Genomic DNA, 11,924 nt, shown 5'->3' on the forward strand with positions numbered 1-11,924 from the left:
AATCGTGGTTATAAAGGATATTATATATGTCCTTTTTTAATTGGTATAAAAAAATCGCGCCAGTAGAATTAATCTACCAACACGATAAAGTGTAGACCCGAGGATCGATTCTAAAAGAATCGACCCTCTTTTTGATTAGCGGAAATTAATAAATTTTTTATTTAAAAGATATTCAAATGCATATCTTTCATTTTAATCTTTAATTTTTCAAAAACTGTTTTGTTTTCACTGATACTTGAGATTACATATGCCTTGATGTAGTCCTCGTCAGTCTTTTGACCTTCACGAGTACCGGCATCTGCCAAGTAACAATACATTTCATCGAGTTTGAACAAAGTTTGTTCTCTTCTAGCAATGAAAATACCTTCATTAGCATATTCCATAGCCTTTTGATTTTCTTCAAGCTTCAATGACAAGTCTGCCATATTGCTGTAAATCAAAATACTGTCGTGGTAATTTTCATCACCAATCTTATCAAGACTTGATTTGATCAAATCTTTGGCTTGATTGTAATAAACTCGAGCCTCGTCCATTGACTTCTTATTGATGTAGGCCTTAGCGGTAAAGACGTCGATCAAAATGTCATACATATCAACATTAGCGATATTAACATTCATAGCCCGGTTGAAATCAAAAATAGCTTTGTCATAATTCTTGCTACTTACGTATTCAATCAATCCATTGAAGAAATGAATCAATTTGATTTCTTGCTTGTTATTGACATTGATGTTTTTTAGTTTACCCAGTTTGTCACTGATGCCCTCGAAATCATCTTGATAAAATGATTTCTTAATGTCACTAATGATGGAATATATTTGACTATCGTCATTGACGATTACAAGGTTCATTGTGATACCCAGTCTTTCACAAATGCGAACCAAAATTTCCATACTTGGAATCTTGTCTTTTTTTTCAATCAGGCTGACAGTTGCCTGTGTACAAATACCATCAGCTAGCTCAGATTGAGAAATACCTCTGAGCTTTCTGTAGTGGCGAATCTTTTCACCTAAAATTTTCATTCTAAACTATCCCCATTCATTTATTAATTCCATGGATAATTTAAACAGTTATTAAAAAATGTTGCAAGAAATAAGCAACGATAAAAAGATAAATTTTAAAAATTTAATTATTTACTTCAAAGAACCATGCATCTTTTTCACTACCATTTAATAATTCAGGATTATCATTTAATTTATCGTTCACTTTAACGATTTTCCCGTCAACCGGTGATTCTAGCTCTATTACAGCCTTTTGGGCTTCAATTTCACCACTAGATTCGCCTTTTTTAATTTCAGAATCTAGATCAGGTAATTCAACATATTTGACATCCCCTAAAGCCTCTTGAGCCTCTTTAGTTAAGCCTATACGAGTTGTCTTGTCACCCTTTTTTATCCAGTAATAATTTTTCTTTTCACTCATAAAAATTCCTACCTTTGCTTAAAAGTACCATTTTCAAACATGTAACTCTTATGATGGAACCTCATCGACATCACTAATCCGATACCGATCATATTACCTAACAGAGCTGACCCACCTTGCGAAATAAACGGCAGTGGAATACCCGTCAATGGCAATAATCCAACACTCATACCAATATTTTCGAAAACATGGAACAAAATCATCATAATTACACCAGTTGATACGTAAGCATAAAATTCATTCTTAGTATCAAAAGTAACTTGAACCATTTGATAAATTAATAAGAAATAAAGCAAAATCAAAACACATGAACCGATAAAGCCAAAATTCTCACCGATAACGGAGAAAATCATATCGGACTCACGGACGGGAACATAAACGTTAGAAACGTTAAAACCTTTACCAAATAACTTACCAGACCCAATAGCTTTCATGTTCTGCCAAATCTGATAACCATTCTCTGACGTATCAGCCGAAGGATTACGCCAACTATCAATACGGGCAAATTGGTAAGATCTGAAACCAAAATGTCCTAGGATCTGACGACCCCAATCAGTTGTAGCAAATAACAGAGCTGTTCCACCGATAACGGCAACAATCAGAAAACCAGTTAAGAGGATTCGCCAATCGATTCCAGATACCAAAATCATTCCACCTAAGATGGCAACGAAAACCAAAATAGTACCGAAATCATTTTGTAATTTCAAAAGAACCATGACTGGTAAAGTCCACAAGAATAATTTGCCCAATAAGATAAAGTCGTTTTTTATGGTGTGAACTTGATATTCACTGTTATGATTCGTAATAACTTTCCCCAGCATCAATATATATGCCGGTTTCATTACTTCAGATGGCTGAAACGTAAACGATCCAACGGCAAACCAACTCTTAGCACCAGTACTGGCAGCATACGAGCGGCTATAAAAAATCAAAACTAAAAACAGCAAAGCAATCCCGGCAAAATAAGCATAATTTGCCACCTGCCACAGTTGCTCCGCATCAAATTGCATGATGATTGCTATCCCAATTGCACCGATAACATACCATGCTAACTGTGAAACTACATTTCTTAATGGATTTTGTGAGTCTTGAATCGTAGCTACGTAAATAGACATTAGTCCAATCATCGCAAGCATCATTACAGAAAAAATAATTCCGTAATCGATTCGAGAATCCACATCATTCTTTTTTCTATTTTCTCTTATTTGCATATTTACACCTGCTAATGATTATGTAAATTATATTGCATTAACAATTCATTGATTGCATCGTCCAATTTTACTGATTTGAATGGAGTATCATTACTTTCTACGAATGAAAGATAACGATCTCCATCTTTTTTGATGGTACCAATATATTTCTTACGATCCCAAAGTTCATAAGTCTCAGGGTCGCTACTGATATCTTTTAAGTTGATTTCAACTGTTTTTTTTCTATTAGACATTAAATCTTTCCTATTCTTTGTTATGAAATTTTTTGGCGATAATTTCATCTTCATATTTTTCCGGATGAGGATTTCTAAAAATAGTGAAATTATCAGGTACTGGGTCTACTCCACCACGAACAAAGGGATTGCAACGTAAAATACGTGCCAACCCCATAATCGTACCTAAAATTCCACCATGCTTTTTAACCGCATCAATAAAGTAAGTCGAACATGTTGGATAATAACGACAACTAGGTGGCAAAACTGGCGAAATAAATTTCTGATAAAAACGAACTATTCCAATTAAAAGTTTTCTTAGCATCTAATTACCTTAAAAATTCAAACATGTGCATCCAAGTTCCTGGCCACAATACAGCTAGTGGGTTGGAACCACCTAAAGCTGATCCAATCAACATGCCTAAAACCAAGAAAATGAGCATTAATAGTAATACCCAACCAATTTTTTTAAAAATATCATGACGATATTCTTTGCCAAAGTCTCTTTTCATTTTTCACCCTAGTATTTTTGATGTTTTTCAATATGATCCAATAATACACCTGTACCTAAAGCAACGGAATCTAATGGACTATCAGTCAAAAGAACTGGTACTTGAAGTTTTTCAGACAACAATTTGTCTAAATTCTTCAACAATGCACCACCACCGGTCAACATGATACCTCGATCAATGATATCACCTGATAGTTCAGGAGGTGTTTGTTCCAAAACATTCTTAGCAGCAGCAACGATTTGGTCAACACCATCACGAAGAGCTTCTTGAATCTCTACTTCATTTGTAGTGATTTCTTTTGGCAAACCAGAAACGATATCGATTCCACTAGCTGAAAATGTCTTACTTTCATCAGCATCCATTACACAACCAATTTCAATTTTGATTTGTTCGGCTGTTCTTTCACCGATAATCAAATTGTGGTGTTGCTTAATGTAAGCTTGAATAGCACTAGTCATCTTATCACCAGCGAAGCGAAGCGATTGACTAGTTACAATATCACCCATTGAAATGACGGCAATATCACTTGTACCACCACCAATATCAATGACCATATTACCTTGTGGCTTGAAAATATCCAAACCTGCTCCAACAGCAGCAACTTTTGGTTCCAATTGAAGATAAACTTTACCACCACCAGCTTGTTCGGCTGCTTCGATAATCGATTTTTGTTCAACTGGCGTTACATTTGTTGGTGCACAAATCATAATTGTTGGTTTCGAGAAACGTCCACCAACATTTAGCTTTTCAATAAAATATTGAAGCATTTTTTCAGTAATATCAAAGTCAGCAATTACACCGTCTTTTAAGGGACGTATAGCTTTAATGTTAGCTGGAGTTCTACCAACCATCATATAAGCGTCTTTACCAACTGCTACTACATCATTATTATTTGTATTGATTGCCACAACTGAAGGTTCATTTAAGACGATTCCTTCACCTTTGACATCAATCAGTACATTTGCTGTACCTAAATCAATTCCTAGATATTTCGACATACTATATCCTCCAAAATCTGAACACAAAAAGTATATCATAACCAGCCTAATCATTAAATTGCCAATAAAAAAAGAAAGTGGTTTTTCCACTTCCTTAAGCGAACTTTAAGCCAATTTTGTAACACTTGGTATTGTATTCAATACTAATCTTTCTCTACCAGATTCATCGATTGAGACTCTTCTGATCTTAGCACCTAAATCTCTTAACTTTTCAGTGAAATGATAATATCCACGGTCCAAATATTGAAGGTTAGATACTCTAGTCTCACCTTCAGCGACTAATCCTGCTAATACTAGTGCTGCAGCAGCACGTAAATCAGTAGCAGCAACGTTAGCACCACTTAATTGCGCTGGACCAAACATAATAACTGAATTACCTTCAATCTTATAGTCGGCCTTCATTTTTCCAAATTCTGGGAAATGCATAAATCTATTTTCAAAGACTGTTTCTGTCATAACTGTAGTTCCCACGCTTAATAATTGAGCCAAAGTCATTTGAGCTTGCATATCAGTTGGGAAGCCAGGATGTGGCATTGTTTTAACATCAACAGGTTTTAATTGATTAGTTCCGACAACATGAATTCCTTCGTCAGTTTCTTCAATTGAAACACCCATTTCAATCAATTTGGAAATCAAAGGACGATTGTGAGCACCAACAGCATCCTTAATAAAGATATCACCATTCGTTACAGCAGCAGCGACCATGAAAGTACCAGCTTCAATACGATCTTGCATAATTGAATGTTCACATCCATGTAGAGCAGATACTCCTTTGATTCTTACGGTATTAGTACCAGCTCCTGTAACATCTGCACCCATCTTGCTCAAAACATTAGCAAGATCAACAATCTCGGGTTCTCTAGCAGCATTGTCGATGATTGTTTCGCCATCAGCTAGTGTGGCTGCCATCATAATATTTTGTGTTGCACCAACACTTGGAAAGTCTAGATAAATGTTAGCTCCGTGTAAACCATCAGTTTTTGCGTCAATGAAACCGCCTCTTTGACTGAATTGTGCACCCATTGCTTCTAGTCCCTTAAGATGCAAATCTATCGGTCTAGAGCCAATTGCACAGCCACCAGGCATTGCAACATGTGCTTCCTTGTTACGAGCTAGGAGAGGTCCTAAGACGACGATTGAAGCACGCATCTTATCAACTAGATCTTCTGGTGCAGTTGTAGCAGTTCCATTAGATGTATCAACAGTCAAAATCTCATCAGCCTCATCATAAGAAACTTCGGCATTTAGAGCTTTTAAAACTTTAGACATCGTTATAACGTCCGATAACGGAGGGATATTAGTCAAGAAGGTTTTACCTTTTGATGCTAAAATAGTCGCCGCTAAAATTGGTAAAGCGGCATTTTTTGCACCTTCAATTCTGACAGTTCCTTTTAATTGCGTAGGTCCATTAACGATTATTTGTTGCACAATATTCTCCTCCAAAACCTGGGATCATTTAAAAAAGTAAGGTTATATTTCGAGCTAAACTAAAAATACTCATGAAAAACGAACTAACTGTATAACCTAGAGCGATTGCGATAAACGCTACAAGTAATTGTAACATTTTAGGGTTGGTTTTGTTATAAATCTTTTTCCAATCAACCACTTGCAACACGTTGAAGCTGATCCAAATAAATATAACATGACTTATAAGCGTTATTATGGCATTTATTCCGATATTTGTCATTTTATAAACCTCACTTTTCTAGATAGTAACATTTTTACTTAATTTATTCTGCTTACAGTCAAATACTTTAAAATTATTTAAAACAAAAAGGATTAGGTTTCCCTAATCCTTTAAGTTAATTTCTATGCGAACTTACGTTAATTCTATTAATAGCCTTACGCAAGGATACTTGAGCACGAGCCAATTCATCAACGTTGTGTTTCTCTTCCGCAACTTTGATAGTATCTTCGGCCTTTTGCTTAGCATATTTTGCACGTCTTAAATCAATGTCTCTAGCTCTCTCAGCACTGTTGGCGACGATTGACACTAGATCATTGCTAAACTCCAAGAACCCGCCATTTACAGCGATTGAATCTTCATGATGGGGCTTATCCACACGACGGACACGAACCTCATCAATAACCAAAGGAGCGATAATTGGAGCATGGTGAGCCATAACACCAATTTCACCATCAATGGTACTTAAAACAACGAGTTTTGCATGATGATCATAAACAACACCATCGGGAGTAACAATATTGACCGTCATAATGTTTTCAGCCATATTATCTCCTCCTATCGTTAATTGGCAACTGCTTGATCAGTATTTTCATCTTGGCCATCAGCTGGTGTCCAGCCCATATCCTTAGCCTTGTCGATAACATCTTGAATTCCACCGACACCATTGAAGGCATCTTCTGGAACGTCATCGTATTTACCGTCTAGGATAGCGCGGAAGTCCTTAACTGTTTCTGCAACAGGAACATAAGAACCTGGTTTACCAGTAAATTGTTCAGCAACACTGAAGTTTTGTGACAAGAAGAATTGAATACGTCTTGCACGAGCAACGACTGTCTTTTCTTCATCAGACAATTCGTCCATACCCAAGATAGAAATAATATCTTGAAGTTCGTGATATCTTTGAAGAACCTCTTGAACTTGTGTAGCAACATCATAGTGTTCTTGACCAACAATTGCTGGATCAAGGGCTGAAGATGTTGAAGCTAATGGATCAACAGCTGGGTAAATACCTTGTTGTGTCAATCTACGTTCCAAGTTAGTAGTTGCATCCAAGTGGGCGAATGTTGTAGCTGGAGCAGGATCAGTATAATCATCGGCAGGAACATAAACAGCTTGAATAGAAGTGATTGAACCCTTCTTAGTTGATGTAATACGTTCTTGTAATTGACCCATTTCTGTAGCTAATGTTGGTTGATAACCAACGGCTGAAGGCATACGACCAAGCAAGGCAGAAACTTCTGAACCAGCTTGTGTAAATCTAAAGATGTTATCGATAAACAATAGAACATCTTGTCCTTCAACATCACGGAAGTACTCAGCAATTGTCAAACCTGTTAAGGCAACACGCATACGAGCACCAGGTGATTCGTTCATTTGTCCATAAACCATGGCTGTTTTAGAAAGAACACCGGATTCCTTCATTTCATAATAAAGGTCATTACCTTCACGTGTTCTTTCACCAACACCAGTAAATACAGAAATACCACCATGTTCTTCAGCAATATTGTGAATTAATTCTTGAATCAAAACGGTCTTACCAACACCGGCACCACCGAACAAACCAACTTTACCACCACGAACGTAAGGTTCGAGAAGGTCGATAACTTTGATTCCTGTTTCAAGAACTTCTGTTGATGTATTTAATTGATCATAAGCAGGTGCTTGTTTGTGAATACTATCTCTTCTAAAGTCAGCAGGGAATTCCTTGCCTCCATCGATAGATTCACCTAAAACGTTAAACACACGACCTAAAGTTTCTTTACCAACTGGTACAGAAATAGGCTTTGCTGTGTTAAGTACTTCGGCACCTCTTTGAAGTCCATCAGTAGAACTCATGGAAATAGCACGCAAGGCGCCATCACCTAGTTCTAGAGCAACTTCAAGGGTAATCTCTGATCCGTCGTTTTTCTTAACTTTAAGAGCATCATTGATTTCTGGCAAATCTGCATCTAAAGAAAATTCAACATCGACAACTGGACCGATTACCTGAATAACTTTACCTTTGCTACTCATTAATTTGGCTCCTTTCTAAACTATTCAAGTGCAGCAGCACCACCGATAATTTCGGTGATTTCTGTTGTAATTTGAGCCTGACGAGCACGGTTATAATGTAATGACAAACTTGAAATAAGATCGTCAGCATTATCACTGGCACTCTTCATGGCTGTTACAGAAGCGGCATGCTCTGCTGTTTTTGCATCCATCATTGCTCCTAAAACTAAACACTCAATATATTGAGGCACAATTGCAGATAGAACTGCTTTAGGGTTTGGTTCTGTGATGTATTCAGTTGCAACTTGTTGTTCTTCTGGTGTAACGTCATCAGGATCTGCCAATGGCAAAAGTTTCTGATTTGTAAACTCAGAAACCAACGAGTTAACGTGATGGTTATGACAAATATCAATTTCATCGAACAATTCTGCTTGATACATTTGTAGAATCGTCTTCATGATTGGAGTGATATCTTTAACCGTTGGAATATCAGGTAAACCACGATATTCATACGATACGTCATATCCACGTGCCTTGAAGAATTCTGTTCCAGTAGCACCTAAGGAAATGATAGTAAATTTACTTTGATCACCATGATACTTCTTTTCGAATAATTCCATCATAGCTTTCAAAATATTACTATTGTATCCACCAACAAGACCACGGTCACTAGTAATAACGACATAAGCGGTCTTTTTGACTTCACGAACTTTTAGAAGACTGTTTAGACTCAATGGATCATCGGAGTCATCAGCGATTGACAATTCTTTGAAAACATCAGCTGCTTTCAAATGTCTAACAATATCTTCAACCTTTTTTTCATACAATTGATAAGCAATAGATTTCTTTTCAATACGAGAGAGTTTAGCACCAGATACCATTTGCATGGCCTTTGTGATTTGACCGGTTTTCTTAGTAGAAGAAATTCTTCTTTTAATATCCATAAGGGACTCAGCCATTATTTAAACCTCCTGTATTATTTTTCTGCTTGCTTGCTATCTGAATCTGTTCCTGATTTTGAAGCTAAGAAGTTTTCTGTAAAGTCCTTTACAGCAGCTTTGAACTTATCTTCGTCAGGCAATGTACCTTTTTCTTTGATTGTTTGTAAAAGATCTGCATGGTTTGCATCGAAATATTCAGAAAGTGAAGTTTCATATTCTTTAATATTATCTACATCGATCTTATCCAAGAATCCTCTTGTCAAAGCAAACAAAATCAAAACTTGTTTTTCAACAGGAACTGGTGAGTGTACAGGTTGTTTTAGAACTTCTTCTGTACGACGACCACGATCTAGTTTTGCCTTTGTAGCTTCATCAAGATCTGAACCGAATTGAGCGAATGATTCCAATTCGTGATATGAAGAAAGATCTAGACGCAAAGTACCAGCAACTTTCTTCATAGCCTTAATTTGGGCATCCCCACCAACACGAGAAACAGAAGTACCAGCATCAATAGCTGGACGTGTACCTGAGTGGAACATATCACTACTCAAGAAAATCTGTCCATCAGTGATAGAAATTACGTTAGTTGGAATATAGGCTGACACATCACCGGCTTGTGTTTCAACAATAGGTAGAGCAGTCATTGAACCGCCACCTAATTTGTCACTCAACTTAGCAGCACGTTCTAGCAAACGTGAGTGCAAGTAGAAAACATCACCGGGATATGCTTCACGCCCAGGTGGTCTACGAAGCAATAGTGATATTTCACGATAAGCATTAGCTTGCTTGCTTAAATCATCATAGACGATCAAAACATGCTTGCCGTTATACATGAAATATTCACCCATTGCAGCACCAGCATATGGTGCAAAGTAAAGCATAGGTGCTGGTTGACTAGGACCAGCTTCAACAACGATTGTGTAATCCATTGCGCCATGCTTTCTTAAGGTTTCAACTTGGGCTCTAATTGTTGATTCCTTTTGTCCAATTGCAACATAGATACAAATCATATCTTCATCTTTTTGATTAAGAATTGTATCAATAGCAATTGATGTTTTACCAGTTTTACGGTCACCGATGATCAACTCACGTTGACCACGACCAATAGGAACAAGTGAGTCAACTGATTTTAAACCTGTTTGTAGAGGTTCAAAAACTGACTTACGTTGCATAACACCGGGTGCAGGTGATTCAATAGGTCTTGTTTTGTCTGTCTTAATATCTCCTTGACCATCAACTGGTTGACCCAAAGAGTTTACGACACGTCCAATCATTGCTTCTCCGACTGGAACTTCCATGATACGACCTGTTCTCTTAACAGTATCGCCTTCACGAATTTTATCGTAGTTACCTAGAATGATGATACCAACATCATCACTTTCAAGGTTTTGAGCCACACCAAAAGTACCGTCTTGGAATTCTAGCAATTCACTTGCCATAGCATTTTCAAGGCCATTAGCACGAGCAATACCATCACCGACGTATGTAACTGTACCTACTTCATCAACTGAGAGTTCATTTTTATAGTTCTTTAACTGTTCTTTGATCAGTGAACTAATCTCTTCAGTTTTGATGCTCATTCTTTTCACCTCGACTTAATTATTAACCAATAGTGTTCTCTTGATGTCATTAAATCTCTTAACAACACTACCATCGATAACTTGATCTCCCACACGGATCACAACTCCACCGATAATAGTAGGATCGACTATTTTCGTTAAATTTACTTTATTTACTGAAAATCTCTCTTTAATTACGGATTCAAGATGACTGATTTGTGCTTCATCCAAGTCAATCGCTGTTTTAACTGTTGCTTCAACGATACCGTTAACTTCATCATATTTTTCAATGAATGCATCAGCAATATCAGTAACACAGTCCATACGATTGTTGTCAAAAACTAATCCCAAGAAATCTTGCATCAATTCACCAAATTGGCTCTTCAATGTATCCAAAATTTTGATCTTTTCAGTGCGAGAAATAGAACGTCCCGCAAGAGCAAAGCTCAAGCTAGGATTTTCTTCATAGACAGTTTTCAAAGACTTTAAATCTTCAAGTACTTCTTCTATGGAATTTTGTTCTTCGGCTACTTCAAAAAGTGCCTTACTGTATCGTTTTCCCACTTGAAATTTACTTAGTTTCATTTACCGTCAACTCCTTAATATAAGAGTCGATTAGTGACTTTTGATCGTCTGCATTAAGTTCTTTAGAAATAACTTTTGAAGCAATTTCCAAAGACAAGTTTGCAATGTCATTTTGAGCATCTGACAACGCATCTTGTTTAGCCTTAGCTGCATCAGATTTAGCTCTTTGTCTTAATTCTTCAGCTTCGCTATGAGCATCGGATACGATAGACTTCTTTTGAGTCTCACCGCTTTCCTTTGCTTTGTTAACAATTTCAACTGCTTCAGCACGTGAATTTTTAAGAGCATCTTCACGTTCTTCAGCCAACTTTTTAGCACGTGTGCGTTCCTGATCCGCATAATCAAGATCGCCAGTAATCTTTTCAGATCTGGCATCCATCATTTTTGTAACAGGACCCCAAGCAAAATGTTTTACTAAGAGTGCCAAAATGATGAAAGAAATAAGAATGAAAAGCATGTCACCCAAAGCTACTTGACCAGCTCCGAGAACTAATAAACCTGCCAATATTCTTCACTCCTTCCTTTCTAATAAATACATAGCATTAAAAGGCGATTATCTTTAGACATCGCCAAATTTAAAATCGTATGTATTAAACGAAAAGAATAACGAACGCAATAGCAATGGCAATGATAGGAACAGCTTCGATAAGACCAACACCAATGAACATTGTTCCTCTTAATTTATCAGCTACTTCTGGTTGACGAGCCATACCTTCAAGAGTTTTTGAAATAACAAGTCCGTTACCGATTGATGCTCCAAGAGCAGCGATACCAGCTGCAAGAGCTGCCGCAATATCCTTCATAATTA

At 37.0% G+C, this 11,924-nt stretch carries 16 protein-coding genes; all 16 read right to left on the bottom strand.

Features of this window, described 5'->3' with window-relative positions; genetic code table 11:
* Positions 1-161: 161 nt before the first annotated feature.
* Complete coding sequence (locus FFM65_RS06525; protein ID WP_059074146.1) at positions 162-1,019, bottom strand: helix-turn-helix domain-containing protein; 858 nt, start codon at positions 1,017-1,019, stop codon at positions 162-164.
* 103 nt (positions 1,020-1,122) lie between these two features.
* A complete protein-coding gene (locus FFM65_RS06530) occupies positions 1,123-1,419 on the bottom strand; it encodes a glycine cleavage system H family protein (RefSeq protein WP_059074145.1) in 297 nt (98 codons plus the stop codon).
* 8 nt (positions 1,420-1,427) lie between these two features.
* Positions 1,428-2,630: an FtsW/RodA/SpoVE family cell cycle protein gene (locus FFM65_RS06535; protein ID WP_059074144.1), complete on the bottom strand. Its 1,203-nt coding sequence runs from the start codon at positions 2,628-2,630 to the stop codon at positions 1,428-1,430.
* Between the two features lie 11 nt (positions 2,631-2,641).
* Positions 2,642-2,863, bottom strand: a complete 222-nt coding sequence (locus FFM65_RS06540; protein ID WP_059074143.1) for a DUF2969 family protein — start codon at positions 2,861-2,863, stop codon at positions 2,642-2,644.
* Between the two features lie 10 nt (positions 2,864-2,873).
* Positions 2,874-3,167, bottom strand: coding sequence for a membrane protein insertion efficiency factor YidD (gene yidD, locus FFM65_RS06545; RefSeq protein WP_119318392.1), 294 nt, complete (start codon positions 3,165-3,167; stop codon positions 2,874-2,876).
* Between the two features lie 4 nt (positions 3,168-3,171).
* Entirely contained in the window at positions 3,172-3,354 is a 183-nt protein-coding gene (locus FFM65_RS06550) for a DNA-directed RNA polymerase subunit beta (protein ID WP_010020162.1), read from the bottom strand.
* 8 nt (positions 3,355-3,362) lie between these two features.
* Positions 3,363-4,352, bottom strand: coding sequence for a rod shape-determining protein (locus FFM65_RS06555; RefSeq protein ID WP_119318391.1), 990 nt, complete (start codon positions 4,350-4,352; stop codon positions 3,363-3,365).
* Positions 4,353-4,457: 105 nt separating this feature from the next.
* Positions 4,458-5,780, bottom strand: coding sequence for a UDP-N-acetylglucosamine 1-carboxyvinyltransferase (murA, locus tag FFM65_RS06560; RefSeq protein WP_119318390.1), 1,323 nt, complete (start codon positions 5,778-5,780; stop codon positions 4,458-4,460).
* A gap of 28 nt (positions 5,781-5,808) precedes the next feature.
* On the bottom strand, positions 5,809-6,039 hold the full coding sequence (locus FFM65_RS06565) for a DUF1146 family protein (protein ID WP_010020165.1): 231 nt from the start codon (positions 6,037-6,039) through the stop codon (positions 5,809-5,811).
* 115 nt (positions 6,040-6,154) lie between these two features.
* Positions 6,155-6,583, bottom strand: a complete 429-nt coding sequence (locus FFM65_RS06570) for a F0F1 ATP synthase subunit epsilon (RefSeq protein ID WP_057812090.1) — start codon at positions 6,581-6,583, stop codon at positions 6,155-6,157.
* Between the two features lie 17 nt (positions 6,584-6,600).
* Positions 6,601-8,052: a F0F1 ATP synthase subunit beta gene (gene atpD, locus FFM65_RS06575; RefSeq protein WP_119318389.1), complete on the bottom strand. Its 1,452-nt coding sequence runs from the start codon at positions 8,050-8,052 to the stop codon at positions 6,601-6,603.
* 20 nt (positions 8,053-8,072) lie between these two features.
* A complete protein-coding gene (locus FFM65_RS06580; protein ID WP_119318388.1) occupies positions 8,073-8,990 on the bottom strand; it encodes a F0F1 ATP synthase subunit gamma in 918 nt (305 codons plus the stop codon).
* Between the two features lie 17 nt (positions 8,991-9,007).
* On the bottom strand, positions 9,008-10,552 hold the full coding sequence (atpA, locus tag FFM65_RS06585; protein WP_059074476.1) for a F0F1 ATP synthase subunit alpha: 1,545 nt from the start codon (positions 10,550-10,552) through the stop codon (positions 9,008-9,010).
* Between the two features lie 15 nt (positions 10,553-10,567).
* Positions 10,568-11,116 (bottom strand): ATP synthase F1 subunit delta, encoded by a 549-nt coding sequence (gene atpH, locus FFM65_RS06590; protein ID WP_119318387.1) that lies wholly within the window; start codon positions 11,114-11,116, stop codon positions 10,568-10,570.
* A complete protein-coding gene (gene atpF / locus FFM65_RS06595; RefSeq protein WP_371851279.1) occupies positions 11,103-11,624 on the bottom strand; it encodes a F0F1 ATP synthase subunit B in 522 nt (173 codons plus the stop codon). Before atpF ends, atpH begins: the two co-directional genes overlap by 14 nt.
* Positions 11,625-11,706: 82 nt before the next feature.
* Positions 11,707-11,919 carry a F0F1 ATP synthase subunit C gene (gene atpE, locus FFM65_RS06600; protein ID WP_010020175.1) on the bottom strand — a complete coding sequence of 71 codons (213 nt, stop codon included), beginning with the start codon at positions 11,917-11,919 and terminating at the stop codon, positions 11,707-11,709.
* Positions 11,920-11,924 lie beyond the last annotated feature (5 nt).

This window comes from Companilactobacillus formosensis (assembly GCF_005405305.1).
GTDB lineage: Bacteria > Bacillota > Bacilli > Lactobacillales > Lactobacillaceae > Companilactobacillus > Companilactobacillus formosensis.

Bases quoted from the DNA above. Each gene is read 5' to 3' on its own strand.
- FFM65_RS06580 (WP_119318388.1), bottom strand. From the start codon at position 8,990: ATGGCTGAGTCCCTTATGGATATTAAAAGAAGAATTTCTTCTACTAAG.
- yidD (WP_119318392.1), bottom strand. From the start codon at position 3,167: ATGCTAAGAAAACTTTTAATTGGAATAGTTCGTTTTTATCAGAAATTT.
- FFM65_RS06555 (WP_119318391.1), bottom strand. From the start codon at position 4,352: ATGTCGAAATATCTAGGAATTGATTTAGGTACAGCAAATGTACTGATT.
- FFM65_RS06565 (WP_010020165.1), bottom strand. From the start codon at position 6,039: ATGACAAATATCGGAATAAATGCCATAATAACGCTTATAAGTCATGTT.
- FFM65_RS06550 (WP_010020162.1), bottom strand. From the start codon at position 3,354: ATGAAAAGAGACTTTGGCAAAGAATATCGTCATGATATTTTTAAAAAA.
- atpA (WP_059074476.1), bottom strand. From the start codon at position 10,552: ATGAGCATCAAAACTGAAGAGATTAGTTCACTGATCAAAGAACAGTTA.
- FFM65_RS06535 (WP_059074144.1), bottom strand. From the start codon at position 2,630: ATGCAAATAAGAGAAAATAGAAAAAAGAATGATGTGGATTCTCGAATC.
- FFM65_RS06570 (WP_057812090.1), bottom strand. From the start codon at position 6,583: ATGGCTGAAAACATTATGACGGTCAATATTGTTACTCCCGATGGTGTT.
- atpH (WP_119318387.1), bottom strand. From the start codon at position 11,116: ATGAAACTAAGTAAATTTCAAGTGGGAAAACGATACAGTAAGGCACTT.
- atpE (WP_010020175.1), bottom strand. From the start codon at position 11,919: ATGAAGGATATTGCGGCAGCTCTTGCAGCTGGTATCGCTGCTCTTGGA.
- FFM65_RS06540 (WP_059074143.1), bottom strand. From the start codon at position 2,863: ATGTCTAATAGAAAAAAAACAGTTGAAATCAACTTAAAAGATATCAGT.
- atpD (WP_119318389.1), bottom strand. From the start codon at position 8,052: ATGAGTAGCAAAGGTAAAGTTATTCAGGTAATCGGTCCAGTTGTCGAT.
- FFM65_RS06525 (WP_059074146.1), bottom strand. From the start codon at position 1,019: ATGAAAATTTTAGGTGAAAAGATTCGCCACTACAGAAAGCTCAGAGGT.
- FFM65_RS06530 (WP_059074145.1), bottom strand. From the start codon at position 1,419: ATGAGTGAAAAGAAAAATTATTACTGGATAAAAAAGGGTGACAAGACA.